This is a genomic window from Arcanobacterium wilhelmae, from assembly GCF_029632765.1.
Lineage (GTDB): Bacteria > Actinomycetota > Actinomycetes > Actinomycetales > Actinomycetaceae > Arcanobacterium > Arcanobacterium wilhelmae.
The window spans coordinates 1,625,938-1,652,687 of the sequence record NZ_CP121247.1; the positions used below are offsets into that span (position 1 = coordinate 1,625,938).

The following is a 26,750-nucleotide window of genomic DNA, read 5'->3' on the forward strand; positions in this document are numbered from 1 at the left end:
CAACGCGAAGGTGGCACAATTACCTCATGAGTGAATTGCCTGCAAAAGTTTCTGACCTGTTCGACCCGCGCGTGTGGAGAAGCGTGGACGGCTTCCCCGACGCCGATATCACCTACCATCGCGGGGTGGAACGCGAGTTCGGCGACGGCGGCGAGGTGCTCTCCGAGCGCGACCTGCCGGTGGTGCGCATCGCGTTCAACCGGCCCGAGGTGCGCAACGCGTTCCGCCCCGAAACTGTGGACCAGCTCTACCGGGCGATCGACCACGCGCGGCTGACGGGCGAAGTCGGCGCCGTGATTTTGACGGGCAACGGCCCCTCCCCCAAGGACGGCGGCTGGGCGTTCTGCTCCGGCGGCGACCAGCGCATTCGCGGGCGCGACGGCTACCGCTACGACGGCGGTGGCGACGACGCTACGCTCAACAAGCAAACCCGCGATTCGATCGACCCGGCACGCGCCGGCCGCCTCCACATCCTCGAGGTGCAGCGCCTCATGCGCAACTCCGGCATGGTGATTATTGGTGCGATTTCGGGCTGGGCAACTGGCGGCGGGCATTCGTTGAACGTGCTGTGCGATCTGTCGGTGGCATCGATCGAGCATGCGCGCTTCATGCAGGTGGACGCGAACGTTGGTTCCTTCGACGCCGGCTACGGTTCGGCTCTGCTCGCCCGCCAGATTGGCGACAAGCGGGCCCGCGAAATCTTCTTCCTGGCACGCGAGTATTCTGCCGAAGATGCGCAGCGGTGGGGCGTGGTGAACGAGGCGGTCCCGCACGCGCAGCTTGAGGAAAAGGCCCTGGAATATGCGCGCATTATTCGCACGAAATCGCCTCAGGCGATCCGCATGCTCAAGTTTGGATTCAACTTGGCCGACGACGGGCTTGCAGGCCAGCAGGTGTTCGCGGGCGAGACAACGCGCCTGGCCTACATGACGGCTGAGGCGCAGGAGGGCCGCGACGCGTTCCTCGAGCGTCGCTCCCCCGATTGGTCCGACTTCCCGTACTACGCCTGATGGCTGAGGGGTTGACAGGCGCAGGTTGTCCGGGCGAGGCACGGGGCGCCGACGCCGGTGCGCGGATTAAGGCCGACGCCGGTTCGCCGGTTTCCCACGAGGAACCCGCGGTTGTTCAGGGCGGGCGAGGGCCGGCGGCCCTCGCCCGCCTGGTGTCCACAATCCAGCCTGAATTGGATCGCTGGCGGCGCGGGGAACCTGTACGCCCGGTGTTTATCGTGGAGCCGGGAACCGATGAGCGCGAGTCAGCTGCTGAGGCGGCACGCCTCGGAATCCCTGCCGGCACGGCCGTCCTCATGCGCACCTCCGGTTCCACCACGGGAACAGGAAAAATCGTGGCGCTCGGTTTTGATCAGCTCGCCGCGAGCGCGCATGCCACCCACGAGGCGTTGCGTGGCGAAGGGGTCTGGCTGGCAGATCTTCCTTACCATCACATCGCCGGTTTCCAAACGGCGTTCCGCTCACTGTTGGCAGGTGGCGAGCCGGCAGCGGTGGATCTCCACGATCCCACTCAGATTCGCAGCGTCGTTGAGCAGGCTGCATCCCGCGGGGCCGTCTACATCTCGGTGGTCCCCACGCAGCTTCGCTCGATTCTCGCTTCCCCCGAGCTCACGCAGATTTTGACGCCGGCACTGTTCCTCACCGGCGGCGCGGCCACGGCCCCCTCCCTCCTTCAGGAGGCCCGCGCCGCCGGCCTCACACTCGCCACATCGTACGGAATGACGGAAACGTGCGGGGGCTGCGTGTACGACGGCCGCCCAATCGGCGACGCCCAGATCACCCTCGGCCCCACGGGCCAGGTCTCGATCACGGGTTCGATGGTGGCACTCGGCTATCTCGGAAACGTTGATTCGCAGGCGTTCAGCGCAACTCGCACCGCCGTCGTCGGAACGCTCCGCACCCACCACACGAAGGACGCGGGCCGCTTCACACCCACCGGGACCCTCGATATCCTCGGCCGCATTGATGACGCGATCACTACGGGCGGACTCACCGTGATGCCACGCCTGATCGAGGATGCAATCGCGGCGGAAACCGGAGCCGAAGCTGTTGTTATCGGCGTGCCGTCCGAGCGTTGGGGCGAGGCCGTCGTCGCTCTCCTGGCCCCCTCGCCACACCCAGGCACCACAGAACCGACAAGCGGCCAAAGCCCAGCGACCGCCGAACCGAACAGTGCTCCGCCCACACGTCGCCTCTCTCACAACACGGCAATGACCAGCAAAAACGCACCGGCACAGTTCACCACCACCAGCACCGAATCGCTCAGAGCACGCATAAAATCACGGCTCGGCGAAGGTTGGGCACCTGCACGCGTCTACGAACTCACACAGTTCTCCCAGAAATGGCCGCTTACCTCTTCGGGTAAAATCGACCGTCGTGAGCTCAAACGCACGCTCATAGAATGGGAGAAAACACATGGCATCCACAGCTGACTGGCTCGAGGGGGCTCGTGTTCGCACGTTGCCGGCATCGCTCGCACCCGTGATCCTCGCTTCGGGCATCACGCTCGGCGAGGGCTCATTTTCGTGGGTTCGTACCCTTCTTGCCGCGCTGGTTGCACTCTTCCTTCAGGTGGGCGTGAACTTTTCCAACGACTACTCCGATGGTATCCGCGGCACCGACGCCGATCGCACCGGTCCCACACGGCTGACAGCCTCCGGCCTTGTCAAGCCACAGACCGTCAAGCTCATGGCGTTCGTTTTCTTTGGTTTTGCGGCAATCGCCGGCCTGGCACTCGTGGCGATCTCGGGCCACTGGTGGTTGCTTGCCGTTGGCGCAGCCGCGATCGTGGCCGCATGGTTCTACACTGGCGGCAAACACCCGTACGGGTACGCGGGCCTGGGCGAAGTTTTCGTCATGGTGTTCTTCGGCTGGGTGGCAACGGTTGGCACGGTATACACGCAGTCAAATGTGGCCTACTGGTACACGTGGGTGGCTGGCACCGGCATCGGCTTTATTGCCTGCGCACTGCTGATGGTGAACAACCTTCGCGACATCCCCACCGACGCTGCCACCGGCAAGAAAACCCTCGCTGTTCGTATGGGCGATAAGGTGGCGCGTTGGGCGTTTATCGGCATGCTTCTCGCAGCCCTGATCTGTGCGTCGGCCCTGGTTGCTGTGGGTGGCTTGTGGCTCGTGCTCTCGCTGGTGTTCCTCGTGTTCGCCTTCGTGATCGTGATCCGCCCGGTCCAGCGCGGCGCGAGCGGCGCGGCTTTGATCCCAGTTCTGCGCGATACAGGCTTGTTCGAACTCGCCTACGCGATCCTGATCACCGTCTCGATCGTCATCGCTCAATCTTAGCGCTCTCGCACAATCCCCCATTCGTTTCCCGACGCCGGTGCGCAACTCGCTCACCGGCGTCGCGTCACACTCGGACAGCTTCCCAGCTAGCACGCCGGTTCACTACGCATCTCCCGGCGCGCTGGTCGCCGGCGCCGACGGCGTCGCCTCCCCACTCTTCCCGATCGTCCACTCGATGATCGGCGCCGACGTCGGGGCGTCGGATCCGCCAGCCGGCTCAACGGTGACAAAGACGCGCGCACCAGGTTCCGGCATCAGTTTCACGAAGGAAAAAGATCCGTTCTTGCCGGGCTGGTACATCCCACCGCTGGTCACTTTCCCACCCATGTCGACCCACACCTGCAGGCTCTGCCCGCTCGGTGCTCGTAGCTCGGCTGGGAAGGTCACTGCGGCCATATCCATGCTCTTGGACCAGGTCAGGGTCACTTTGTGCCCGTCGTCCATGGTGGTCATGGTGCGTTCGACGTCCTGTGCCTCGTTAAGGGCCGCGTAGTGGCTGACGTTTTCCATCGAATCCATCGCGCTCCAGCGGCCCGCTCCCACGCCCACCGCGACGAGCGCTACGGCAGCGGCAGCGTTCATCGCTACACGCATCCACCGGCGGCGCGAGGACAGATCGGTGACGCTCGCTCCTGACTCTGCGCCACCCGCGCCAGCTTCGGCCGAGTTCGGACCCTCCCCCGACGTCGGGGTTGCGGTTCCAGCCACAGCCTCCTGGCCGCTTGTGCCAGTGCCGATCATCGCCATGAGGTTCGCACGCAGGTGCGCCGGAGGTTGAGTCGGCGACAGAGAAGCGCCGAGTGCTCCCACAACTTCTGCTTCCGGGGTGCCAAACTCGGGCAGCTCGTGGGCGTCGCCAGTGCGGTCAAAACGGTTGTCGCTCATCGCTCCCCCTCCAAAATGCTTTTCATTTTCGCCAGGCCGTCTCGAATACGTGATTTCACGGTGCCGAGCGGCACCTGTTGCAGATCCGCGATCTGCGCGTGCGTGTAGCCGGTAAGGAATGCCAGCTCAACAGTACTCTTATGCGGTTCGCCGATTTTCGCAAGAGCCGTTCGAACATCCTGCGCCACGATCCGTTCCTCCACTTCAGCAAGAGTTTCGTCGAACTCGCGCTCCACTGGCTGGGCTGCATCACGATCGCGTGCGGCTTGCGAGGCCCGCACGCGGTCAATCGCCCTGCGCCGCGCGAGAGTCACGAGGTAGGCACGCGCACTCCCTTTCGCCGGGTCGAAGGCACCTGAGCGCTGCCATACTTCGAGGAATACTTCTTGAAGCACTTCTTCGCTCTGCGCCCGATCCACCACGATCGAGCAGATCAGTGAGAAGATTCGGCCCGACCAGGTGTCATAAATACGGGCAAACGCCTCGCGGTCACCACGGGCCACCTTCACCAAAAGCACGGAATCGATATCGGTTATCACGCGCCTATCGTACCGTGCATGCGGCTCGTGACCACTGCGCCTGTGGTCGCTTCCCGACGTCGGTGGCGCCACCGACGTCGGGAGTGCGGCGAGTGCACTACTCACACCATCACCCGAATGTGAAGGAGTAGAGCGACACCCCAGGATCCACGCTCAAGGTGAGGACTCCAGAGGTTCCGTCTGGCACATCCACCACTGTGATCTTGTTCGGCACATCGGGCACGGACAGCTCCCCGCTTTTGCCGTTCATTTCCCAACGGATTGTGCCGTTGCCGGAGGCCACCACGTGTACCTGCCGTCCGAACCAGTTGAGTGCGACTTGCGCGCCTTTGGCTGCCGTGATTTTCTCACCATCAACCGTCCATTTGCCCCCGATCGCAAAACGGTTCTCGGGCACGTCGCCGGGGAGTTTCGCATCGTGCTCGCCGAGCGTGATCGGCTCACCAACGAAGTATTCGGCGCGGGCGGCACCAAGGTATGTCTCGGGCGTTCGCGGGTTGCGCGCACCGGCGTCGTCGGAGGTGAATACGGGGGCAGGCAGCGAAACCTTGGGATTCGCGTCGCGAAGGAGTTCACGCACGAGCTTTTCGGTGGTCGCCTCGCCGCCCTCGCCGTACTTGATCGCGCGCAGCTGCCCTGCCGAATCGGCGAGGTAGTGCGCCGGCCAGTAGTGGTTATCGAAGTTCGTCCAGGTTGTGAGATCGGAATCGACGGCAACCGGGTAGGTGATGCCGAGGTCCTTCGCGGCGGCGCGCACGTTGCGCTCTTCCTTCTCGAACGCGTACTCGGGCGAGTGCACGCCGATCACGTTCAGGCCGGCATCCTTGTAGGTTTCGTAGAGTTTCTCGACGCCGGGGATTGAGCGCTGGCAGTTGATGCACGAGTAGGCCCAGAAATCGACGAGCGTCACCTTGCCGTCGGTTGTGATTGGCGCGTCACCCGGAGTGTTGAACCAGCTCACGCCCTCGATCTTTGCGAGCGGCCCACAGTTGCCGAGCTCGGAGGCGCCGTCGGTGCAGGCACCCGACGCCGTGCCGTGCAGGAGCGTTTCGGTTTTTTGCTGGGCGGATGCGGTCCAATCCGGCAGGGCACGCTGGAGGTAGGCCGGCAGGTTGAACACGATACCGATCGAGAGCGCGATGAGCGCGATTCCGGCGCCGATGCGGATCGCCTTCTGGCAGCGGCGGAATGCACTGATGCGTTCGGCGAGCCTGCGCCCGGCAAGCGCGAAGAACAGGAGCGGAATCGCAGTGCCGACGGAGAAGGACAGGGCAAGGAGGGCCGTGTCGGCGCCGATTTTTCCGGTCGAACCGGCCACCGCAATGGCGGCCAAGACTGGGCCGGCGCAGGGCACGTAGGCCGCACCGAGCACGAGGCCGAGCACAAATCCGTTCGAGGATTTCGCCTCGCGCTTTCCAAAACGTTCGAATGGACGCTCGAGTAGCTCCATGAAGCGTGGGAAAAGCATTGCTATTCCGAGGGCTGCGAGCATCACGATGCCAGCCCAGCGGATGGTGTCTTGAGGGAGACGGAGCAGGTTCAACACAGTGGACCCCAGGAGCGTGAAGAAGGTGAAGCTCAACACCAGACCGCCGACCACCAGGTAGGGCCGCCAGCGCGAGGGCTCCGACTGCGTGCTCATTGACGCGGGTGCGGCTGACGCCGGTGCGGCTGACGCCGGTGCGGCTGAGGCGCCCGGGGCAATAGCGTTGCCTCCAATAAGGTTTGCGCCACCGCCGACGCCGATGAGGTTGGCGGGCGCGGGCGCGGAGTTTCGGGCTGACTGGGCGCCGCCCGAGAGGAAGATAACTGGCAACACTGGGAGGATACACGGCGAAATGCCGGTGATAAATCCGCCGAGCAGGCCGATGAGGATAGTGACCATCGCTGGCTCCTTTCACGAGGTTTCATCCATGGTTCGGAGCAGTGGGTAATTCGGATCGGATGAACGAACATTTCGCAAAGTGGCGTGGTTCACATCAGTTCGTCCAATCCATCTGTTTCTCGACTCCGAACTCCATGTGAACGCTCGCGCACCAGGCGCAGCACAACAGAAAAGGAAACACCCATGAACATTCGCAAGATTTCAGCAGTTGCCATGATCGCTCTCGCTTCCGTTTCGGGCCTTGCAGCCTGCGGCTCGGGCGCGGGATCGGACAAGATGATGGACGACAAAATGACCAACGCGCCGGCCACCGACAAGATGATGGACGACAAGGACAAGATGTCCGACAAGGACAAGATGAGCGACGACAAGATGTCCGACGGAAAAATGTCTGAGCCGTCCGACAAGATGATGGACGACAAGGACAAGATGTCCGACAAGGACAAGATGAGCGACGACAAGATGTCCGACAAGGACAAGATGAGCGACGACAAGATGTCCGACAAGGACAAGATGAGCGACGGCAAGTGATCTGATCGCGATCAGCCGAATGGTTGTGGGCACCCCAGCGGGTGCCCACAACCATTTTCGGTTAGGCTGAATCCGTGGCTCGAATTTTTCTCATTCTGGTTGTGATCGCGCTTCACATCTACACACTCATCGATGTGATTCGCTCATCCGTGATGCCTGCACGCCGAATCTCCAAACCCGTGTGGATCATCCTTGTTCTCGTGCCAATCCTCGGCCCACTCGTGTGGCTTGGGTTGAAGTACCAGCACGTTTTCACGAAAGATTCGTTCCAACGCCCCGGGACCTCCGCGTTTGGCCCGCAGATCAAAAAGAGCCGCGAAGCCGCGGCCCCGGTCGCTCCCGACGACGATCCCGAGTTCCTCGCACGCCTCGACGCCCAGAACCGTCGCAAGGCCTGGGAGGAACGCCAGCGCAAGGAAAAGGAAGCCAAAGGCGAGCCAGAAACTCCCCGCAAACCAGAAGACGGCGAAGAACATGGCGGCCTCTACGGCCACAAGTAAACCGAGCACCCCACATGTCAGCGAAAGAGCGGTGGCGCCCAAGCGCCACCGCTCTTTTCAGTTTTACCCAACACGCTGGGCAAGCTCCCGATACCGCTGCACCGGCGTCGTCGCTCAGCGGCCGTGAACCGCAGCTTCGGACGAGCCGGGAGTCATGTCGGAAGCTTTGCGCATAAGATCCGCAACCGGCTCCTCGTACCCCACCGACACCAGCTGGTTCCCCACGAAGTTCAACGATGTCACTGACGCGAGCGAACACTGGCGCTTACGTGGATCGTGAAGCATCGGATAACCCTCGACGAACGAACGCATCGTCCAAATCGGCAACTGATGACTCACGAGCACAGCCTCGCCGCCGCGGGCCACCTCGAGCGCGTGCGCGACCGCGCGCGACATACGATCAACAACCTTGGTGTAGGGTTCGCCCCACGACGGCTTCGCCGGGTTCACATACCACGGCCAATACTTCGGCTTGAGTAGCACGAGGCGATTCTTGTTGATCGCCAGCCCCTCAAACTTGTTGTCCGCCTCGATCAGGCGCGGATCCTTCTCGATCTCAAGGCCGAACTCGCGTGCTGTAGGCGTGCCCGTCTCGATCGCGCGCTCAAGCGGCGAGGTGATCACGGTGCGAACATCGTGATCCGCGAACCACTCCCCGAGGCCTTGAGCCATCTGGTGGCCAAGCTCGGTGAGATGAAAACCGCCACGGCGCCCGTAGAGAATCCCGGTGGGATTATCCACTTCGCCGTGGCGGACAAGATACACGGTAGTTATTTCCATGCGTTTAGCCTACTAGAGCTGAGAGAAATCGGCCTCACCAAGCAGTTTCGCCGATGTATCACCATAGGCGAGGAACTCATCGCGCGTGAGCTTGGACAGCAGGTGCTCGCGCACCGAGTTCACATGCTTCGGGGCGGACTGCTCGAGCTTGGCAAACCCGGCGTCCGTGAGCGTACACATAATCCCTCGGCGATCGTCTGCGCACGGTTCACGAAGAACATAGCCGGCCGCCTCCAGACGGGAGACCGTGTGAGTCAGGCGCGAACGTGAGTGCACCAGATTCTTCGCCAGCTGCGACATGCGGGCCTTGCGATCCGGAGATTCAGACAGGCGCACCAGCACCTCATACTCATTGAAAGTGATGCCGTTATCCTCCACCATGTCGCGGTTGATCCGCTCGATCGCAAAAGCAGTTCCGCGCAGGAAGTGACGCCACGCGATCTGCTCTTCCTCATCGAGCCACTCAACCTCGTCGTGCTCGTTGTTTGCCATTTGGCCTCCTTGAAAAACTGTGCGGAGAACAACTGCGTGCGGTTGTCTGCGCCCTTAATTGTTGAACATTGTACAACAATGGTTCCCGCTTGTAAACCCCCGAAGGTACGCGTAATGGCTCCAGAAAGCCCGAAAACCAGGATTGGTTCGCGACGCCGGAGCCATGGTTTGTCGCCCAACCAGGCTCGCCACCGGTGCGCCTCACGAAACGGCACCCCGGCGTCGGGAAAAATAAAGCAGGAGCCTTTCGGCTCCTGCTTCACATGTCACTTCTTGTTACGACGCTGGTGACGAGTCTTACGGAGAAGCTTGCGGTGCTTCTTCTTCGACATACGCTTGCGACGCTTCTTAATAACGGAACCCACAGGTTACCTCCGAACGTACTAGCTGATGCTGAACTTAATGAATACTACCCTACAAAGTCAGGCGCCGGAAACTTCACGGCGCTGGACGGGCTGCGCGGCACCGATCAGCTGCTCGAGAGCGGAGCGCGGCACGCGATACGAGTTACCCACGCGAACAGCGGGCAGCTCCCCCGAATGCACCATGCGGTACACGGTCATCCGAGAAACTCGAGTCACCTCAGCAACCTCAGCAACCGTAAAAAACTGCGGCGCCGACGATGGAAGTTGTGCCATGAAACCTTTTCCTTTTGCGTGCGGCCGTTGGGCCTGACGTTGTGTGAGAAGAATTGACGCGCCAAAGCGCGCTACATCGTTCCCAAGAATACCCGATAACCTCACGAAGCGCACACGTCTCACAAAATTGCTGTGCGCGATACGATAGGCGAGCACACATCAGCATGGAAGGGATAACGGATGAGGGTGAGCACCCCCGGAGCCACCGAGCCAACGATTCGCGATCGGATCGACGATTTCGCGCGCCGTTCGCCCGCTCGCCTCGCCATGATCGTCTTCGCGCTTATCATCCTCTTCTTCACCTCTCTCCTCCTCCTTCCTTTCGCTTCGGACGTTCCCGGCAGCGCCGGCGTCATGGAGGCACTGTGGACGGCAACAAGCGCAGTGTGCGTCACGGGTCTGACTGTCGTCGATACTGCGACATACTGGTCTGGGTTCGGGCGGGTCGTGATCGCCATCGCAATGCAGGTCGGCGGCCTGGGCGTGATGACCCTCGCTTCGATCCTCGGTCTGGCGGTCTCCCGCCACATCGGCCTCACGCAGCGTATGCTCACGGCAACGGAAACGAAATCGCGCCTCGGCGAAGTCGGCTCGCTCCTGCGCGCGGTTCTCGCCACTTCGTTGATCGGTGAAGGCATTTTGTTCCTCGTTTTCATCCCCTCGCTGATCAGCCGCGGACTTTCCGCTCTCGAGGCCGTGGGGCACTCGCTGTTCCTGTCCGTTTCCGTGTTCAACAATGGCGGCTTCGTGATTTGGCCCGACGGCATGGAGGCCTTCGCCGGCGATTGGTTTGTGTGCCTGCCCATCATTCTGGGCACGTTTGTGGGCGCAATCGGTTTCCCCGTGGTTCTCAACATCGCCTCGAACCGCGGCAACATCCGAGCGTGGTCGCTCCATACGAAGATCACGCTCGTTGCCTACTTCCTCATCTGGATCATCGGAGTGGTGCTTTTCGCGCTTCTGGAATGGGGCAACACGGCAACGATCGGGAACGCGCCGATACATTCGAAAGTGCTTTCATCCATGTTTGAGGCCACAATGCCTCGCTCCACCGGCCTGTCAGTGGTGGACGCCTCCCAGATGAACGAATCGACCTGGTTCATGTTCGACATTATGATGTTCATCGGCGGCGGCTCGGCTTCAACCTCGGGCGGCATTAAGGTGTCCACGTTCGCGGTGTTGCTCCTCGCGATTCTTGCGGAGGCTCGCGGAGACCGCGATACGGAAGCCTTCGGCAAGCGGATTCCGCCCGACGTCGTGCGCCTGGGTATTTCCGCAACGTTCCTCGGAGCGTTCATGGTGGGAACTGCAACCCTGCTCCTCCTGCAGCTCACGGACGTTCCGCTGGACAAGGTGCTTTTTGAAGTGATTTCAGCGTTCGCTACGTGTGGGCTTTCCACCGGAATTACTGCCGACCTGCCGACGTCGGCGAAGGCCGTGTTGATCGTGATGATGTACCTCGGGCGCGTGGGAACGATGACGTTCGCCGCGGCGCTCGCGCTACGCAACCGCCGGCGAGTGCTACGCCTGCCGGTGGAGCGCCCGATCATCGGATAACCCCGCTACGATTGAGACGACGAAAGGGAACCTATGGCGAAGAAAAACGAGGCCGCGCTAGTGATCGGCTTGGGCCGTTTCGGCACGGCGATCGCGATCACGCTCGACAAGCTGGGCAAGGAAGTCCTGGCAGTGGAGTCGAACGATGAGCTCGCACAGAAGTGGTCGCATCGTTTCGGCGTGGTCGAGGCGGACGCGCGTAACGCGGAGGCGCTTCGCCAGATCGGCGCGGAGGATTTCGACGTGGCAGTTGTGGGCGTGGGTACGTCGCTGGAGGCGTCCGTGCTGATCACCGCAAACCTCGTGGATATCGGTGTGAAGGAGATTTGGGCGAAGGCCACCTCGCGCGAGCATGGCACGATTTTGCGGCGCATTGGTGCCCACCACGTGGTGTATCCGGAGTACGACGCCGGGCAGCGCGTTGCGCACATGCTCTCTGGCAAGATGCTTGATTACATCGAGATGGAGGACCAGTTCACGATCGTGAAGATGTATCCACCGAAGGAGCTCGTGGGGTTCACGGTGGCGCAGTCGCGCGTGCGCGAGCGTTTCGGTGTAACGATTATTGGCGTGAAGTCACCAGGCCAGCCGTTCGAGTACACCACGCCGGAGACGAAGATTGGCGTGGGCGATACACTCATCGTTTCCGGCGAGCCGGGCTTGCTCGAGGAGTTTGCGGGCCGCTAACGCCGACGCCGAGGCTCGGGTAGCGACGCCGGGGCACGGCTTGCGTGCATAACTCAATCAGTTCCGTGAGGCGTTGCGCATATAGCAACGCCTCACCCGATTGACAGAGTTACGCACGGGAGTTGGTGGAATTGCGTACGGGACTGCCGACGCCGGGGCCGGCTTGCGTGCATAACTCAATCAGTTCCGTGAGGCGTTGCGCATATAGCAACGCCTCACCCGATTGACAGAGTTACGCACGGGAGTTGGTGGAATTGCGTACGGGACTGCCGACGCCGGGGCCGGCTTGCGTGCATAACTCAATCAGTTCCGTGAGGCGTTGCGCATATAGCAACGCCTCACCCGATTGACGCAGTTACGCACGGCTCGTCGACGCCGGGAAGAGATTTTTGGGGCCGTGAGCTGGGGATTCGTTGCCACATCTAAAGTGATCAACAAATTTTGTCATAGGCGCTTTGTAAGGTTGGGGCATGGCTAAAGCAAAAGTGGCATTCGTGTGTAGCGAGTGCGGATGGGATACCAACAAGTGGGTTGGTCGGTGCCCGAACTGTGGTTCGTGGGGCACGATCGAGGAGTTCGCCGCGCCTACGGCAAAAGGGAAGGCTCGTTCGCTCACTCCGCATACCCCGGCGCAGCCGATCACTGAAGTCTCGGCTCAGGCATCGGTGAAGGAACCAACAGGCGTGGGCGAACTGGATCGAGTGCTCGGCGGCGGAATCGTGCCGGGTGTTGTGATTTTGATGGCCGGGGAACCCGGGGTCGGAAAGTCCACGCTCTTGCTGGATGTGGCGGCTCGTGCGGCCGATGAAGCGGCAAAGCGCGGGGCGGCCCCGGTGCTGTATGTGACCGGAGAGGAATCAGCCTCGCAGGTGCGTTCGCGCGCCGAAAGAATCGGCGCGCTCACCGAAAATCTCCTGCTTACCGCCCAGGCGGATCTTTCCCGCGTCCTTGGGCATATTGAGGATGCGAAGCCCTCGCTGTTGATCGTGGATTCGGTTCAGACGATCGCGGATCCGGATGTGGAGGGCGCTGCCGGCGGAGTGGCGCAGGTGCGAGCGGTCACCTCGGCTCTTGTGGGGATAGCGAAGGCCACTGGGATTCCAATGATGCTGGTGGGCCACGTTACCAAGGAAGGGTCAATCGCGGGACCGCGCGTGCTCGAGCATCTCGTGGATGTTGTATGCCAGTTTGAGGGCGATCGGCATTCACGCCTGCGCATGATCCGCGCGGTCAAAAATCGTTACGGCCCAACCGACGAGGTGGGTTGCTTCGAACTGGTCGATTCCGGGATCCGAGAGCTTCCGGATCCGTCCGGCATCTTCCTCTCGGCCCGTAATCTCACGGTTCCGGGCACGTGCGTCACCATTACGCTGGAAGGCCGCCGACCAATGCCGGTGGAGGTTCAAGCGCTGTCGGTTCCGGCGGCTGGCCCGCCGCGACGCACCACCTCGGGCGTGGAATATTCGAGGGTGGCAATGATGCTTGCGGTGCTGCAATCGCGCCTTGGCGTGGAGTTTGAGAAGCAGGATATTTTCGTCTCCACCGTGGGCGGCGCGAAGGCGAGCGAACCGAGCGTGGATATTGCGATCGCACTAGCCCTTGCCTCAGCGGCCGCGGATCTTCCGCTCGCACCAGGCGTGATCGCAATTGGCGAGGTCTCGCTCACGGGTGAGCTTCGCCCGGTTGTTGGCCTACAACAGCGAATCAACGAGGCCGCGCGCCTGGGATTCAGGATCGCGCTGGTGCCGCACACGGCGGATCCGATCGTTGCTCCGGACGGGCTGGAGATCCGCACGATTTCAGACGTACGAGAGGGGGTAAAGTCCGTGCTCCCGATCTCGGGCGGACGCTAAGCACTAGCCAGAGCGTGCGAAGTTGCCGCGCACTTGGTCACACGCGGAGCCTCGTCACACGCGGAGCCAATGCACCTCGTGTAAGAACTGCTGATTAGTTCCCGGTTCCCTGGCTAGCCTGCTGGGCCGGTTTCTCTTCCGGCGCTTGCGATTCTGCCGGATTCTGATCTGCTGGCTTTTGCTGGTCCACAGGCTTTTGCTGATCCGGTTCAGACGCAGCTTCCTGGCCCGGTGCCACCAGTGCGAAAGATTGTCCTTCGGCAGAGATCGGCTTATCGCCGATGAATGCTTGAGCCACATACGTGCCAGGTTGTGAAAGCGACGTCCCTGTACAATCGGCGCCGCCAACCACGCCGTTCCAGGTGATCGGAACTTTCGTGCTCATCCCAGCGTCGAGGAGGAGCCGCTTGGTGGCGCCCCCGATCTTGCACGCCTGCGAGTCGAACACCGTGTGACCGCCTGAAGTGACGAGCACGCGGACGTCCTCGTATCCAGCGCTGGTCACACACGGACGCTTCTGGTCCTTGTTAGTTAGCTCCAGCGAGAACTGAACCTTCTGACCGGCAGTCGTACCGCTGTGCGAGAACGAGGTGGAGAGATTCTCCGGTGCACACGCCACCGGGGTGAACGGCTCGGCCGGATCCGAAACGGTCTGCTGGGAGCTGATCTTATTCGTCATGAACTTCACGCCAAACACGACGGCAAGGATCAGCGCAATCACGCCCACAACGGCCACCACAACAGTGAGGTTCACCGCGGGCGCAGCCCCGCGAGCCTCAACCCGACGTCGGACAGCACCCCTCAGGGAACCCGCGGCGCCGTTCCGGTGCACACGCGCAGAGCCACGCCGGGCACGCGGATCACCCGCGCGTACACGTTCCCCAGCGCGGGGACGCCCAGCAGAAGCGGGTTTCCTCGCGGCTCCACGGGCCGGCGCCTGCCGCGAGCGAGAACCGCTCTTGGTCTGCTCGGCTGAACGCTGAGCCTGCCCCGAGCGCACCTCGCCACGTCCAGCCACGCCAGCACGTGAGCCCTGGCCCGCCGTCTTGCGCGAGTTCACGCCGCGAGCGCCAGCACGCGAGGTGCCACAGGCGTCGCCAATGCGGGGAGCACGCGGAGTGGGCGACTTGCCCGCCCCGGAACGCAAATGCGCGTTCCGGCCAGCGCCGTCGCCTCCGCGGCCAGCCCGTCCGCGTCCGTTGCCTGTGCCCCGAGGGCGTGAATCCTTATCTGCCACGCACTTACCGTATCGAGTATGGCCCGCAAAACCCACCTCCCACGCCGAACCGCGGCCCACGCCACGCCGCCGCTCGCACGCACACCGACACGCTGGCACAATGGGCTCGTGATTGATCGGTATTCCACGTTGCTCCAATGGTTCGAGGAAAACGGGCGCGACCTCCCCTGGCGTCGCACCCGCAACCCGTGGGCGATCCTCGTATGTGAGGTGATGAGCCACCAAACCCCGCTCCAACGCGTCGAGCCAATCTGGAACGCCTGGATGCACCGCTGGCCCACGCCGCACGCGCTGGTAGAGGCATCGTCGGCGGAGATTCTCGTGGCGTGGGATCGCTTGGGCTACCCCTCACGAGCACTCCGCCTCGCCCAGTGCGCCGAGGTGATCGTGCGCGATTTCGACGGCGAACTGCCCCGCTCGCGCGCCGGGCTTCTGTCCCTGCCCGGCGTCGGGCCATACACCGCCGACGCCGTGATCGCCTTCGCGTTCCACGAGCGCTCGGTGGTGCTCGATACGAATATTCGCCGCGTACTGGCCCGCTGGGACGGCGCGGCTCTCCCGCCGCCCTCGCAAACGAAAGCAGAACTTGCGCGCGCCGGCGCCGCTGTCCCAACCGAGCCCGAGCGCGCCTGGCGCTGGAATATGGCGATCATGGAGTTTGGCGAGTTGGTCTGCACGGCGCGCACACCAGCGTGCGACACCTGCCTACTCGCCGCCGATTGCGGCTGGTTTACGGCCGGCCGCCCAGCCGACGAACACGCCCACAAACGCAAAACCCAAGCTTGGCACGGCACGAACCGGCAGGCTCGAGGTGCGATCATGGGCATCTTACGAAAGGCTCCCGACGGCGTCGCAGCCGCCGAGCTCGAGCGCGCGTCCGGCATCGAGCCCGAACGCTACCAGGTGGCCCTCGAGGGCCTGATCGCCGATTCGCTCGTGGAGCGCCACGGCTCCAACATCCGCCTCCCCCAGTAAGATCGGACCTATGGACGACAACGCGCAAAAACTCCAGTACCTCACCTACCTCGGCGCCGGTCTGGCCGCATTCCCGGTGGTCCCGCTGGCAATGGGCATGCTCTTCCTCGACGGCGCACCGAACCGCACGGCGATCGTGATCATGCTCGCGGCAGGGCTGCTTCCGATGCTCGCGGTTGCCGCCCGCGCGATTGTGCGTCCAATCCGGGGCACAAGCTGGCCACGCGAGTGGCGTGATTTCGCGCTCAACGCGCGCGCGATCGGCGTCGGCTCGGCGGTCCTCGTACTCGCCGCCTACACGTTCTACGGCACCAAAGCCGGTTTTGTTCCGCTCCTCATCCCTGCGCTTGTTGCTCTCGAAGGTCCCGTTGCGCTGGCACTCGCCTCGCGCACGGCGCGCAACTACGCTTCCCGCGCCTAGCGCAACTTGCAGCGCCGGCGAGCAGGAGCCCCGGCGTCGGCAGGGCCGTGCGTTACTCTGTCAATCGGGCCAGGCGTTGCTATATACGCAACGCCTCGCGCAACTGATTGAGTTCTGCACCAACTCCCGTGCGTTACTCTGTCAATCGGGCCAGGCGTTGCTATATACGCAACGCCTCGCGCAACTGATTGAGTTCTGCACCAACTCCCGTGCGTTACTGCGTCAATCGGGCCAGGCGTTGCTATATACGCAACGCCTCACGGAACTGATTGAGTTACGCACAAGAAATCAGTAACGCACAGACGTAAGCCAGCCCCGGCGTCGCTCCCCAGGCCGACGGCGAGCAGGAGCACCGGCGTCGGGAACGTACCGGCGTCGGCGCGCAACTCTCACTTGGCCCTAACGCAGGCCGTCAGCCTCGTCGGCGAGCTGGAGTAGCGTGAGCGCAGTGGATTCGTCGATCACCAGATCCGTGGCGACGCCGGCGCGCAGGCCCGCGAGCGCAGCCACGGCCTTCGGCTGACCAGAGACAGCGAGAATACGCTTCTTGATCCCAGTGAGCTCGTTCGGGCTGGGGCCGGATGCGCGGAAGTTCACGTCGAGGTCCTCGAAGGTACCGTCGGCACGGAACATCACGGTGCACACGTCGCCAACCACGCCCGCCTGATCGAGTTCGACGAGCTCCTCGTGGGTGAAATACCCGCCCGAGTAGACGAGCGACGAAGCGGCCGCAGCCTGAGAGCCGACGCCGAAGATCGCAACGTCCGCGTTGCGGCCAAGCTCGATCACCGAACTCACGGAACGCTCTTTCCATAGTTGTGTGCGGGTCTCGGGATAGTCGAAGAACGCCGGAACAGCGAAATGGATGACCTGCGCGCTGAACGCTTCGCCGATCTTTTCCATGATCGCTCCTGCGTGTGGCATGCCCGCATTATCGCCAGTAGCCGCGCCGTTGAGTTGCACTACTCGTACGCCGGAAACCTTCTTCATCGGGAGTTGCTCCGCGACCGCGGACACCATGTTGCCCCACGCGGCCGCCACAACGGTTTCGTCCTCCACCGAATCGGAGAGCACCTGCGCTGCCAGGTTCGCCACCGCCTGCATCCTGCGGGCAGAATCGGCACTGGCTGAAACTGGAGCAATAAAAGCCTTCACGCCGAAGCGTTCTTCGAGACGCCCCGCTAATGAATTCACCGTCGAATCCGGTGGATTCAACGAAATCCTCACCATGCCTGTTTCTCGAGCGTGCTGGATTAGCCGGGAAACTGTGGAACGTGAAACCTTGAGCTTCTTTGCGATAGTTTCCATTTTTTCGTCTTGAACGAAGTACATCACTGCAGCTTCATAAGCGGAATTTTCGCGGGTCATTTCTCCCCCTCTGTGCACCTTATTCCTCAACAAATCTACCGCGAAACGCTCCAAAAAACATCCGTTCACTTATGAGGAAACTATTTGCACAGATGAGCGCGTTTTCACAATCGCCTAGGAAAAATTGATGAAATCCCCCTATTGTGGGAGTCACAGTTTCCAAAGGCGGAAAGGGGTACGCATGCGCACATACAGCACCGACGTCGTCGTGATCGGCGGTGGCGCAACCGGAGCGGGAACACTCCGCGACCTCGCAATGCGCGGAGTGTCCGCGATCCTTCTTGAACGCGCGGACATCGCGCAAGGAACCTCCGGCCGGTTCCACGGCCTCCTCCACTCCGGCGGGCGTTATGTGGTCTCCGATCCGCGAAGCGCCACCGAGTGTGCGGAGGAAAACGAGCTCCTGCGAAAAATCCACCCGGACGCGATCGAAGACACAGGCGGCTTGTTCGTGGTTGGCCCCGACGATCCGGACGATTTCCCGAACCAGTTCCTCGCCGGCGCAACAAAAACCGGCGTGTGGGCCGAGGAGATCACCGTGGCCGAGATGCTGCGCCGTGAGCCGCGCCTGAACCCGCAGATCAAGCGCGCGTTTGCGGTGCGCGACGCCTCAGTGGACGGCTGGCGCATGTGCTGGGGCGCGATCGAATCCGCGAAAGCCTACGGCGCGCAGGCCCTCACCTATCACCGTGCCACGAAAATCGAGGTCAGCGACGGCACGGTGAGTGGCGTTCGCGCAATCGACGAGAAGACCGGCGAGGACGTGCTCATCACCTGCCACGGCGTGATCAACGCGGGCGGCCCGTGGGCTGGCCAGATCGCAGCGCTCGCCGGCGCGCACGGCGTGGATGTGGTGCCCGGGCGCGGAATCATGGTGGCGATGAACCACCGGCTCGTGAACTCCGTGGTGAACCGCTGTATTTACCCCGCCGACGGCGATATCCTCGTTCCCGCCCACACCGTGTCGATTATCGGCACCACCGACGTCGCCGCCACGGACCCCGACCACCTCGAGATCCGCCCGGAGGAAGTGGAGCAGATGCTCGACGCCGGCGAGGTGCTCGTCCCTGGTTTCCGTGAGTCGCGTGCGGTGCACGTGTGGGCCGGGGCGCGGCCGCTGGTGAAGGACACGCGGGTTTCGGCAACAGATACGCGCCACATGTCGCGCGGGATGTCGATCATCGACCACCGCGAGCGCGACGGCATCACCGGCCTGTTCACGATCGCGGGCGGCAAGCTCACCACGTACCGTCTGATGGCGAAGAACGTCACCGACGCACTGCTCGAGCAGATGGGCAATGACGCGCAGTGCATCACACACACCGAGCCGGTTCCGAACGCGAACCCCACGCTCCACAAAATCACCGACCGGCTGGAGGAGATCGAGGAAGAGCGCCTCGCCGATCCGCTCGTGTGCGAATGCGAACTCGTGCGCCGCTCCACCGTGCTCGATCTGTTGCGCCGCCAGCCGAACTCCACGATCGACGATCTGCGCCGCCAGCTCCGCATTGGCATGGGCCCGTGCCAGGGCACGTTCTGCACGTTGCGCGCAGCCGGGATTTTGCACGAGTTCCGCACCGGCGCCGGGCCCGTGTACAGCGCCGACGCCGGGCATGCGGCCAGCGCCGACGGTCACGTTGCAGGCAAGGTCGCGGCCACGGATCCCCGCGCGGGCACACCTGAAACCGACGATGCAACCAGCGCCGACGACGTCGGGGGCCGGGTTGCCATGCGGGCGCGGGCCGCGGAAGCGGACCGTTCCACGCAGATGCTCGAACTGTTCATCGAAAACCGCCGCCACGGGATCGACCCGCTGCTCCACGGCGAGCAGATGCGCGAGATGGCGCTGGCGAACTGGATGTTCGAGGGGATCCTCGATATTGGCCACCTGCCCGAACCGAGTGAGAAGGCGAAGCGCGCCACGGGCGACCTCGCCACGCTCGCCACTGTGAAGGAGGACGCGCAGTGAAAGTTGTAGTAATCGGGGCTGGGCTGGCCGCCATGGCGAGCGCGCTGATGGCGGCCGAGGCTGGCCACCGCGTCACGATCGTCACCAAGGGCATCGGCGGGCTCGGGCTCTCGACAGGCGTGCTCGACGTCTACTCCTGGGCTCCGGACGGCTCGCCGGTTTCCGACCCGTTCGATTTTTCCTCGCTGCCGCCCGAGCACCCGTATCACGCGATCGGTGCCGACGCCGTGCGCGACGGCGTGGCCTGGCTCGAGGAGCACGTGGGCCTGTTCGGTGCGCGCCCGGTTGGCGCGCCTGAACGCAACATGTGGATCCCGACGCCGGCGGGCGCAGTCCGGCCCGCCTATGCGGTCCAGCGTTCGATGGCGGACTCAGTGTTGCGCGACGGCGGCCAGTATCTTGTGGTGGGTTTTCGCCAATTTAAGGATTTTCCTGCGCAGCTGATCGCCGATAATCTTGCGCGTTCGCCGCATGTGCGCGTCACGGCCCGCGCCGTGACGCTGGACCTTGCGGCCCGTTCGGGCGAGGCCGATTCGAACGCGACGGCGTTCGCGCGGGCCTTCGACGGTCGCTCACGAGAAGTGCGCGAGTCCGGTTTTTACACCGAGTTTGGCGAGCAGGTGGCGAGCGCGCTCGCGGCGGCCGTCCGCCCAGGCGAAGTAGTGCTCCTGCCCGCGTTTTGCGGGCTCAAACACGACGCGACGGCTCCGCTTCGCGCGGCGATCGCCGACGCCGGTGGCGCAGGGCTCGCCGAAATGATGATCCCACCGCCGTCGGTGGCGGGCCGGCGCATCTATGATGCGCTCCTCGCACAGTGCCGAGAAGCGCGAATCGACGTGCACATGAACGCCACCGTGACGGCGTCGTCGGGAGAAAACGGGCGGATCACGCGCCTGCTCGTGAGCCGCGCCGGCCGCGAAACCCCGCTCGAGGTAGACGCGGTGATCGACGCCGCTGGCCGCTTCGAATCCGGGAACATCATGCGCAACTCGCGCAAGGAGTTCCGCGAGACGATCTTTGGCCTGCCGCTTGCCGTGGGAGAGAACCCGTGGACTACCGGCGTCGTCGTCGATAGCGCGATGCACCCCACCAACGAGCTCGGCTCCCCTATCTACGCAAATCTGCACCTGGCGGGCGATGTGATCGCAGGGTCGGCGCCGTGGGCGGAAAAATCGGGCGAAGGGATCGCCCTCGGATCTGCGCGCGCCGCCACGAACGCTCTCGGAAAGGACTGACATGGACGCTATCGAATACGCCAAGTACTCCCTGGCCCGCGAATCGCTGGATGCGTGCGTGAAGTGCACGATTTGTGAAACGCAGTGCCCGATCGTGGAGGTGACCGAGCTGTTCTCGGGGCCGAAGTTCGTGGGCCCGCAGGCCGAGCGCTTCCGAAACGGCGAATCGGTGGATCATTCCCTCGATTACTGCTCCTCATGCGGGATCTGCACCACCTCGTGCCCGCAGGGCGTGAAGATCGCCGAAATCAATTCGCAGGCGCGCGCCGTGATGAAGGCCGGTCACATGCCGCTGCGCGACCGCTTGATCACGCAGACCACACTCGAAGGCAAACTCATGACCCCCTTCGCGCCGATCGCGAACGCGGCGCTGGCCAACAAACCGATCCGCACGCTCGTGGAGAAAGTGGTGGGCGTGCATCGCAACGCGCCCGTCCCGAAGGCCGTCACGCAGACCTTCATGGGCTGGTTCACGAAACACCAGAAGAACCGGGTGCCCTCCCACGCGCCAGGCACGACGCCGGAGAACCCGTACCCGCGCGGGCCGATCGTGTTCTTCCACGGCTGCGCGGGCGGCTACTTCGAGGTGGAGACGTCGAAAGCCTCGGTGCGAGTGCTCGAATACTTAGGCTACGAGGTGCTCGTGCCGAAGCAGGGGTGCTGCGGGCTCGCCGAACAGTCCAACGGCCTGTTCAACCAGGCGGCGAAGCACGCAGTGAAGCTGGCCGAACAGCTCTCAGCTGAAGGCGAGCTGACGATCGTTTCGTCGTCGGGCTCGTGCGCGGGAATGTTGCGCCACGAGGCGCGCGAAATCCTTGGTATCGAGGACGAGCGTCTGATTGCGGTGGGCAAGCGGACCGTGGAAACGTCCGAGTTCCTACTTGAGCTGGTCGACGCCGGCGAGTTTCCGGTTGAGGACCTGGCCCGCTGGGAGATCACGATCCCCTACCATCAGCCCTGCCAGGTCAAGAGCCAGGGCATCGGCATGCCGGCGATCCGGCTGATGGAGACGATCCCGGGCGTGAAGGTAGTGGAATCGGGGCGCGCGTGCTGCGGCATGGCCGGCACGTACGGCCTGAAGAAGGAAAAGTACGAGGTCGCCCAGAAGGTGGGCGAGCCGCTCTTTGAGATGATCAAGGAAACGAACCCGAACCTCGCCGCCTGCGAAACGGAAACCTGCCGTTGGCAGATCCGCCAAGGCTCCGGCGCGATGACGGTTCACCCGGTGGAGATCATTGCTCACGCCCTCGGCCTGCACCGCGACTGAGCCGCCCACCGGAGTGCGGGGCACGTGCAGAACTCCCTCACTTCCGTGAGGCGTTGCGCATATAGCAACGCCCGAGCGAACTGACAGAGTTACGCACGCGTCAAGTCGGTGCGTCGGCGCAACGTGCACCCCAACGTCGGCCACTCCATGCGGCCAGCGCGTGCAGAACTCCCTCACTTCCGTGAGGCGTTGCGCATATAGCAACGCCCGAGCGAACTGACAGAGTTACGCACGCGTCAAGTCGTTGCGTCGGTGCAACGTGCGCCCCAACGTCGTCGGGCGTGGGTAAACTTGCGGGCATGAAGTTTGAACAGATCACGCCCGCAGTTGCTTATCACGGCGAGGGGCCCGCGTGGGATGCCAGTTGGGGCGGCTTGCGCTGGGTGGACATGCTCGCCGGCGATCTCCTCACGCTCCTTCCGAGCGGCGAGATTCACCGCCTGGCAACCGGCTCGAAAATCGCGGCGTTCGTGCGCCCGCGGGTGGGCGGCGGCTTCGTTGTGGGCCTCGAGCGCGGGCTTGGGATCGCTGACGAGCCGTTCGGTGAAGTCCGCCCGATGCCGGGCGCGGAGGAGGTCTGGACGGACCCGGACATCCGTATGAACGAGGGCAACACCGATCCGTGGGGGAACCTGTACTTCGGAACGATGTCCTACACGCGCCGTCAGGGCGTGGGTAACGTGTACAAAATCGGGCCCGACGGCGAAGCTCGAGTAGCGATCGCCGGCACGACCACCTCGAACGGGCTCGCGTTCGTGGGCGAGGAGCGCGCCTACTTCAACGACACGGCGCTACGCCGCACGGACGTGTTCGACGTCGTCGGCGGGGAACTGACGAACCGGCGCAACTTCCACGAAGCCACCGGTACCTCCCCCGACGGCCTGACCACCGACGTCGACGGCAACGTGTGGGTGGCACTGAACCGAGTGGGCAAGGTGCGCCTGTACTCGCCGCAAGCGCAGATCCTCGGCGAGTGGGATCTGCCGGTGCGACTTGTCACATCGGTGACGCTCGGCGGCGAGGACGGACGCGACGTGTTCGTCACGACCTCGCGGGAAAACCTCACCGATCCGGAGCCGGAAGCGGGAGCCGTGTTCCACGCGCGAGCGGACGTGCCCGGCATACCACTCACCCCATTCAATCGGTAAGCGGTATTCTTGAACCCATGTCCACTCCCCTGTCGAACGATGGCCTCTTTGAGCTTCCTGAAGGTACCCGCCATAACCCACGTGCGCATGTCATTTTGGTGACCGGCCCGTCGGGTTCGGGCAAGACCCGCTTCACGGATCGCTCCGGCCTGCCGTCGATTCACTTGGACGATTTCTACTTCGACGGCGACATGCCGGGTTTGCCGCGTCGCCACGGCATGGTGGATTGGGATTCGATCCGCACCTGGGATCGCGAGGGCGCGGTGCAGGCGCTGGTGGACTTGTGCACGGTTGGCGAGACGACGGTGCCGATTTACGACATCCCGACGTCGAAGCGCCTGAGCGAGCGCAGGCTCGAGTTGGAGGGCCGCCGTGTGGTGCTGGCCGAGGGCCTGTTCGCAGCAGACATCATCGACGATCTTCGCAAGGAAGGCATCCTTGCCGACGCGCTGTGCATTTCGCGTCCGCGCGTGCAAACGTTCTGGTTCCGCCTGATGCGCGATCTGGACGAGGCCCGTAAGCCGTTCCCGAACCTGATCCGCCGCGGTGTTGCACACTTCTTCCACGAGCCGACGATGTACCGCGAACTCACCGCAAAGGGTGCCCGCAAGGTTTCCTACACGGAAGCTCAAGAAGTTTTGACCCAGCTGCTCGCCTCGCAGCGCTGGGATCGCCCCGCGACGGCGTAACTCGCCCACCGGCGTCGAGATCGTAGCGAAGCCGGGCGCGCTTCGGGCGACTCGGGGCTAGCGAGCGCGTGGCGCTAGACACGCGCCTCGAGCGCGGGGTCCCCGCGCGAGCCCGTGGCGGGTCTGGCGTAGCGTCCGGATGCGTACGCAACTGGCCCACCGGCGTCGGGCGCACAGACGTGCGCTACCTCAGCTCAGAGATGAAAATTGGCCCAAAGGTCCTAGAAATATTCACAATACCTCTACACTTATGTGAGACTAGACACAGCGTTCAACGATGAACCTGGGCGGCTCCCCCGCCGTCCCTCTTCAACCGAAAGGGATAACGATGTCTCTTGGGGCAATTTTTCTTTCAGAATTTATTGGCACCGCACTGCTGATCCTGCTGGGCGTGGGCGTGGTTGCCACCAACCTCCTCACCGATTCCAAGGGAAAAAACGGCGGCTGGTTGATGATCAACTTCGGCTGGGGCTTAGCCGTGTTCGTGGGTGTTTACGCAGCTTACAAGACGGGCGGCCACCTCAACCCCGCGGTCACCTTGGCGTTCGTGTTCGGCGGATACGAGGAGTTCGTGCCCGGCGTCGCCGTGAATTTCGCCAACACCGCCGTCTACATCCTCGCACAGTTCGCGGGCGCGTTCGTCGGCGCTGCGGCCGCGTGGCTTGCCTACAAGGATCACTACGACGCTCACGAGAACCAGGCCGAGGTGCTTGGTACCTTCTCCACAGGCCCTGCGATCCGCAACCCGCTTCTGAACGTCACCACCGAGGCCATCGCGACCTTCGTGCTGATCGCGTGGGTGCTGTTCAATGGCAAAACTCCGGCGCAGATTGGCCCGCTCGCGGTTGCCCTCGTGATCGTGGGTATCGGCGCCTCGCTCGGCGGCCCGACCGGATACGCCATCAACCCGGCTCGTGATCTTGGCCCGCGTATCGCCCACGCCGTGCTGCCAATCAAGGGCAAGGGCGGCTCGGACTGGGGCTACGCGTGGGTTCCGGTTGTTGGCCCGATCCTTGGCGCGCTTGTGGCGGCGCTGATCTTCAGCCCGCACATGCTCAACGCTCTGTCCATCTGACGTGCTCTGATTCCAGTACTTCGACTCATCAAAGGAGATAACTATGTCGAAAGATTTCGTGATTGCGATCGACCAGGGCACCACCTCGTCGCGCGCCATTATTTTCAACAAGGAAGGCCGTATTGAGGCCGTTGGGCAGGAGGAGTTCACTCAGCATTTCCCGAAGGCGGGCTGGGTTGAGCACGATCCGATGGAGATTTGGACGTCCGTGCGTCACGTGGTGGCGACCGCGCTTTCGAACGCACAGATCAACAAGCATTCGATCGCGGCGATCGGCATCACCAACCAGCGTGAGACCACCGTGGTATGGGATAAGAACACTGGCGAGCCGGTGTACAACGCGATCGTGTGGCAGGATACGCGCACGGCTCCGTTCATCAAGGAACTGGCCTCCGACGGCGGTGCGGACCGTTTCCGTGAGGATACCGGCCTTGGGCTCTCCCCCTATTTCTCGGGTTCGAAGATCCGCTGGATTTTGGACAACGTGGAGGGCGCGCGCGAGCGAGCCGAGGCGGGCGATCTGCTGTTCGGCAATACGGATTCGTGGCTGGTGTGGAACTTGACAGGCGGCGTGAACGGCGGCGTTCACGTGACTGACGTGACGAACGCTTCGCGAACCATGCTGATGGATATCCGCACGCTTCAGTGGCGTGAGGATCTGTGCGAGGTGTTCGGCGTGCCGATGTCCATGCTGCCCGAGATCCGTTCTTCCTCCGAAGTGTACGGTAAAGGCCGCGAGAACGGCCTTCTGGGTGACGTGCCGATCGCAGGTATTCTCGGCGATCAGCAGGCAGCCACGTTCGGCCAGGCGGCGTTCACGAAGGGCATGGCGAAGAACACCTACGGCACCGGTTCGTTCATGCTGATGAACACCGGTACCGAGCCGGTGATCTCGGAAAACGGCCTGCTCACCACGGTGGCCTACAAGCTGGGCGATTCCGATCCGGTCTACGCGCTCGAGGGTTCGATCGCGGTGACCGGCTCGCTGATCCAGTGGCTGCGCGACAACCTGGGCCTGATCCAGAAGTCCTCCGACGTTGAGGACCTGGCTCAGACCGTAGAGGATAACGGTGGCGTGTACTTCGTTCCGGCTTTCTCGGGCCTATTCGCCCCCTACTGGCGCGACGAGGCCCGCGGAGCGATCGTTGGCTTGACGCGTTACAACAACAAGGGCCACATCGCGCGCGCTGCGCTCGAGGCAACCGCATTCCAGACCGCTGAGGTTCTCGAGGCGATGAACAAGGATTCGGGCGTGCCGCTCAAGGAGTTGCGCGTGGACGGCGGCATGACGGCCGACGATACGCTCATGCAGTTCCAGGCCGACATCCTCGGCGTCGAGGTTGTCCTCCCGGAGGTTGCAGAGACCACCGCGCTCGGCGCGGCCTACGCGGCCGGCATCGCGGTTGGGTTCTGGAGCGGCGAAGAGGACGTCACGAACAACTGGAACGAAGCCAAGCGCTGGAGCCCGACAATGGAGGCCGATGAGCGCGAGCGCCAGTTGCGCCTGTGGAAGAAGGCCGTGACCCGCACGTTCGACTGGGTTGACGACGACGTGCGCTGACCCAGCCGCACGCCCGACGCCGGGGCGCAAGTGACGCTTCGACGTCGAGCCCGTGGGGGCGCATCCCGAACGCACCGGGATGCGCCCCCACTACGTTCGATATTTCGAACAATCCCCTTGTGTTCGATATTTCGAACATCGTAAAAT

Annotated in this window: 26 protein-coding genes; 17 read left to right on the forward strand and 9 right to left on the reverse strand. The window is 63.2% G+C overall.

The genetic code is table 11. From position 1 onward, the window contains the following. Positions 1-26: 26 nt before the first annotated feature. From P8A24_RS07235 to P8A24_RS07245, 3 genes are read left to right on the forward strand one after another with little or no spacing between them, the layout of a single operon-like run. Entirely contained in the window at positions 27-1,010 is a 984-nt protein-coding gene (locus P8A24_RS07235; RefSeq protein WP_278057934.1) for a 1,4-dihydroxy-2-naphthoyl-CoA synthase, read from the forward strand. Beyond that, positions 1,010-2,443, forward strand: coding sequence for an AMP-binding protein (locus P8A24_RS07240; RefSeq protein ID WP_278057935.1), 1,434 nt, complete (start codon positions 1,010-1,012; stop codon positions 2,441-2,443). Before P8A24_RS07235 ends, P8A24_RS07240 begins: the two co-directional genes overlap by 1 nt. Then, entirely contained in the window at positions 2,427-3,311 is an 885-nt protein-coding gene (locus P8A24_RS07245; RefSeq protein WP_278057936.1) for a 1,4-dihydroxy-2-naphthoate polyprenyltransferase, read from the forward strand. The genes P8A24_RS07240 and P8A24_RS07245 overlap by 17 nt, the downstream gene beginning before the upstream one ends. Positions 3,312-3,413: 102 nt before the next feature. Here the strand turns inward: P8A24_RS07245 and P8A24_RS07250 are convergent, their stop codons facing one another. The 3 genes from P8A24_RS07250 to P8A24_RS07260 form a co-directional block, all read right to left on the reverse strand. After that, positions 3,414-4,196 carry an anti-sigma factor gene (locus tag P8A24_RS07250; protein ID WP_278057937.1) on the reverse strand — a complete coding sequence of 261 codons (783 nt, stop codon included), beginning with the start codon at positions 4,194-4,196 and terminating at the stop codon, positions 3,414-3,416. Continuing rightward, positions 4,193-4,735: a sigma-70 family RNA polymerase sigma factor gene (locus tag P8A24_RS07255; protein WP_278057938.1), complete on the reverse strand. Its 543-nt coding sequence runs from the start codon at positions 4,733-4,735 to the stop codon at positions 4,193-4,195. Before P8A24_RS07255 ends, P8A24_RS07250 begins: the two co-directional genes overlap by 4 nt. A 109-nt stretch (positions 4,736-4,844) precedes the next feature. Next, positions 4,845-6,620 carry a cytochrome c biogenesis protein CcdA gene (locus P8A24_RS07260; RefSeq protein ID WP_278057939.1) on the reverse strand — a complete coding sequence of 592 codons (1,776 nt, stop codon included), beginning with the start codon at positions 6,618-6,620 and terminating at the stop codon, positions 4,845-4,847. 183 nt (positions 6,621-6,803) lie between these two features. Here P8A24_RS07260 and P8A24_RS07265 point away from each other — a divergent pair, with 183 nt between their 5' ends. Next, complete coding sequence (locus P8A24_RS07265) at positions 6,804-7,151, forward strand: hypothetical protein (RefSeq protein ID WP_278057940.1); 348 nt, start codon at positions 6,804-6,806, stop codon at positions 7,149-7,151. 74 nt (positions 7,152-7,225) lie between these two features. Beyond that, entirely contained in the window at positions 7,226-7,651 is a 426-nt protein-coding gene (locus P8A24_RS07270) for a PLD nuclease N-terminal domain-containing protein (protein WP_278057941.1), read from the forward strand. Between the two features lie 114 nt (positions 7,652-7,765). Here P8A24_RS07270 and P8A24_RS07275 read toward each other — a convergent pair whose 3' ends face one another. The 4 genes from P8A24_RS07275 to P8A24_RS07290 all read right to left on the reverse strand — a co-directional run bounded on the left by P8A24_RS07275 (position 7,766) and on the right by P8A24_RS07290 (position 9,561). Next, on the reverse strand, positions 7,766-8,431 hold the full coding sequence (locus P8A24_RS07275; RefSeq protein ID WP_278057942.1) for a histidine phosphatase family protein: 666 nt from the start codon (positions 8,429-8,431) through the stop codon (positions 7,766-7,768). 12 nt (positions 8,432-8,443) lie between these two features. Next, positions 8,444-8,923: a MarR family winged helix-turn-helix transcriptional regulator gene (locus P8A24_RS07280; RefSeq protein WP_278057943.1), complete on the reverse strand. Its 480-nt coding sequence runs from the start codon at positions 8,921-8,923 to the stop codon at positions 8,444-8,446. A gap of 266 nt (positions 8,924-9,189) precedes the next feature. Continuing rightward, the gene (locus tag P8A24_RS07285) at positions 9,190-9,288 is read right to left on the reverse strand and encodes a 30S ribosomal protein bS22 (protein WP_005504750.1); all 99 of its coding nucleotides are present in this window, start codon (positions 9,286-9,288) and stop codon (positions 9,190-9,192) included. A gap of 57 nt (positions 9,289-9,345) precedes the next feature. Further along, a complete protein-coding gene (locus tag P8A24_RS07290; protein ID WP_278057944.1) occupies positions 9,346-9,561 on the reverse strand; it encodes a helix-turn-helix domain-containing protein in 216 nt (71 codons plus the stop codon). A gap of 180 nt (positions 9,562-9,741) precedes the next feature. Here P8A24_RS07290 and P8A24_RS07295 point away from each other — a divergent pair, with 180 nt between their 5' ends. The 3 genes from P8A24_RS07295 (at position 9,742) to radA (ending at position 13,658) form a co-directional block, all read left to right on the forward strand. Next, a complete protein-coding gene (locus P8A24_RS07295) occupies positions 9,742-11,118 on the forward strand; it encodes a TrkH family potassium uptake protein (RefSeq protein ID WP_278057945.1) in 1,377 nt (458 codons plus the stop codon). Between the two features lie 33 nt (positions 11,119-11,151). After that, positions 11,152-11,805, forward strand: coding sequence for a potassium channel family protein (locus tag P8A24_RS07300; RefSeq protein ID WP_278057946.1), 654 nt, complete (start codon positions 11,152-11,154; stop codon positions 11,803-11,805). Between the two features lie 470 nt (positions 11,806-12,275). Then, positions 12,276-13,658, forward strand: a complete 1,383-nt coding sequence (gene radA, locus P8A24_RS07305; protein ID WP_278057947.1) for a DNA repair protein RadA — start codon at positions 12,276-12,278, stop codon at positions 13,656-13,658. 94 nt (positions 13,659-13,752) lie between these two features. On the opposite strand, the gene P8A24_RS07310 is transcribed toward radA, so the two are convergent. After that, complete coding sequence (locus tag P8A24_RS07310; protein WP_278057948.1) at positions 13,753-14,895, reverse strand: hypothetical protein; 1,143 nt, start codon at positions 14,893-14,895, stop codon at positions 13,753-13,755. A gap of 108 nt (positions 14,896-15,003) precedes the next feature. Between P8A24_RS07310 and P8A24_RS07315 the strand changes: the two genes are divergently transcribed. Both P8A24_RS07315 and P8A24_RS07320 read left to right on the forward strand, forming a co-directional pair. Continuing rightward, positions 15,004-15,870, forward strand: a complete 867-nt coding sequence (locus P8A24_RS07315) for an HhH-GPD family protein (RefSeq protein ID WP_278057949.1) — start codon at positions 15,004-15,006, stop codon at positions 15,868-15,870. Between the two features lie 10 nt (positions 15,871-15,880). Continuing rightward, a complete protein-coding gene (locus P8A24_RS07320; RefSeq protein WP_278057950.1) occupies positions 15,881-16,291 on the forward strand; it encodes a hypothetical protein in 411 nt (136 codons plus the stop codon). A 399-nt stretch (positions 16,292-16,690) separates the two neighbouring features. Here the strand turns inward: P8A24_RS07320 and P8A24_RS07325 are convergent, their stop codons facing one another. Then, positions 16,691-17,659 (reverse strand): sugar-binding transcriptional regulator, encoded by a 969-nt coding sequence (locus tag P8A24_RS07325; RefSeq protein WP_278057951.1) that lies wholly within the window; start codon positions 17,657-17,659, stop codon positions 16,691-16,693. A gap of 181 nt (positions 17,660-17,840) precedes the next feature. Here P8A24_RS07325 and glpA point away from each other — a divergent pair, with 181 nt between their 5' ends. The 7 genes from glpA to glpK all read left to right on the forward strand — a co-directional run bounded on the left by glpA (position 17,841) and on the right by glpK (position 26,603). Continuing rightward, positions 17,841-19,628, forward strand: a complete 1,788-nt coding sequence (gene glpA / locus P8A24_RS07330) for an anaerobic glycerol-3-phosphate dehydrogenase subunit GlpA (protein WP_278057952.1) — start codon at positions 17,841-17,843, stop codon at positions 19,626-19,628. Further along, the gene (glpB, locus tag P8A24_RS07335; RefSeq protein WP_278057953.1) at positions 19,625-20,863 is read left to right on the forward strand and encodes a glycerol-3-phosphate dehydrogenase subunit GlpB; all 1,239 of its coding nucleotides are present in this window, start codon (positions 19,625-19,627) and stop codon (positions 20,861-20,863) included. The genes glpA and glpB overlap by 4 nt, the downstream gene beginning before the upstream one ends. 1 nt (position 20,864) lies before the next feature. Further along, on the forward strand, positions 20,865-22,130 hold the full coding sequence (locus P8A24_RS07340; protein WP_278057954.1) for an anaerobic glycerol-3-phosphate dehydrogenase subunit C: 1,266 nt from the start codon (positions 20,865-20,867) through the stop codon (positions 22,128-22,130). Positions 22,131-22,429: 299 nt separating this feature from the next. Continuing rightward, on the forward strand, positions 22,430-23,278 hold the full coding sequence (locus P8A24_RS07345) for an SMP-30/gluconolactonase/LRE family protein (protein ID WP_278057955.1): 849 nt from the start codon (positions 22,430-22,432) through the stop codon (positions 23,276-23,278). A 17-nt stretch (positions 23,279-23,295) separates the two neighbouring features. Next, entirely contained in the window at positions 23,296-23,967 is a 672-nt protein-coding gene (locus P8A24_RS07350; RefSeq protein WP_278057956.1) for a uridine kinase family protein, read from the forward strand. A 328-nt stretch (positions 23,968-24,295) separates the two neighbouring features. Then, on the forward strand, positions 24,296-25,042 hold the full coding sequence (locus tag P8A24_RS07355; RefSeq protein WP_278057957.1) for an MIP/aquaporin family protein: 747 nt from the start codon (positions 24,296-24,298) through the stop codon (positions 25,040-25,042). Between the two features lie 43 nt (positions 25,043-25,085). Further along, positions 25,086-26,603: a glycerol kinase GlpK gene (gene glpK / locus P8A24_RS07360; protein ID WP_278057958.1), complete on the forward strand. Its 1,518-nt coding sequence runs from the start codon at positions 25,086-25,088 to the stop codon at positions 26,601-26,603. The last annotated feature ends 147 nt before the right edge of the window (positions 26,604-26,750 follow it).

Coding starts and splice junctions, on each gene's coding strand:
- P8A24_RS07275 (WP_278057942.1), bottom strand. CDS start 8,431: ATGGAAATAACTACCGTGTATCTTGTCCGCCACGGCGAAGTGGATAAT.
- glpK (WP_278057958.1), top strand. CDS start 25,086: ATGTCGAAAGATTTCGTGATTGCGATCGACCAGGGCACCACCTCGTCG.
- P8A24_RS07320 (WP_278057950.1), top strand. CDS start 15,881: ATGGACGACAACGCGCAAAAACTCCAGTACCTCACCTACCTCGGCGCC.
- P8A24_RS07250 (WP_278057937.1), bottom strand. CDS start 4,196: ATGAGCGACAACCGTTTTGACCGCACTGGCGACGCCCACGAGCTGCCC.
- P8A24_RS07300 (WP_278057946.1), top strand. CDS start 11,152: ATGGCGAAGAAAAACGAGGCCGCGCTAGTGATCGGCTTGGGCCGTTTC.
- P8A24_RS07280 (WP_278057943.1), bottom strand. CDS start 8,923: ATGGCAAACAACGAGCACGACGAGGTTGAGTGGCTCGATGAGGAAGAG.
- P8A24_RS07295 (WP_278057945.1), top strand. CDS start 9,742: ATGAGGGTGAGCACCCCCGGAGCCACCGAGCCAACGATTCGCGATCGG.
- P8A24_RS07260 (WP_278057939.1), bottom strand. CDS start 6,620: ATGGTCACTATCCTCATCGGCCTGCTCGGCGGATTTATCACCGGCATT.
- P8A24_RS07350 (WP_278057956.1), top strand. CDS start 23,296: ATGTCCACTCCCCTGTCGAACGATGGCCTCTTTGAGCTTCCTGAAGGT.
- P8A24_RS07235 (WP_278057934.1), top strand. CDS start 27: ATGAGTGAATTGCCTGCAAAAGTTTCTGACCTGTTCGACCCGCGCGTG.
- P8A24_RS07245 (WP_278057936.1), top strand. CDS start 2,427: ATGGCATCCACAGCTGACTGGCTCGAGGGGGCTCGTGTTCGCACGTTG.
- P8A24_RS07265 (WP_278057940.1), top strand. CDS start 6,804: ATGAACATTCGCAAGATTTCAGCAGTTGCCATGATCGCTCTCGCTTCC.
- glpA (WP_278057952.1), top strand. CDS start 17,841: ATGCGCACATACAGCACCGACGTCGTCGTGATCGGCGGTGGCGCAACC.
- P8A24_RS07345 (WP_278057955.1), top strand. CDS start 22,430: ATGAAGTTTGAACAGATCACGCCCGCAGTTGCTTATCACGGCGAGGGG.
- P8A24_RS07355 (WP_278057957.1), top strand. CDS start 24,296: ATGTCTCTTGGGGCAATTTTTCTTTCAGAATTTATTGGCACCGCACTG.
- P8A24_RS07290 (WP_278057944.1), bottom strand. CDS start 9,561: ATGGCACAACTTCCATCGTCGGCGCCGCAGTTTTTTACGGTTGCTGAG.
- P8A24_RS07325 (WP_278057951.1), bottom strand. CDS start 17,659: ATGACCCGCGAAAATTCCGCTTATGAAGCTGCAGTGATGTACTTCGTT.
- P8A24_RS07240 (WP_278057935.1), top strand. CDS start 1,010: ATGGCTGAGGGGTTGACAGGCGCAGGTTGTCCGGGCGAGGCACGGGGC.
- radA (WP_278057947.1), top strand. CDS start 12,276: ATGGCTAAAGCAAAAGTGGCATTCGTGTGTAGCGAGTGCGGATGGGAT.
- P8A24_RS07340 (WP_278057954.1), top strand. CDS start 20,865: ATGGACGCTATCGAATACGCCAAGTACTCCCTGGCCCGCGAATCGCTG.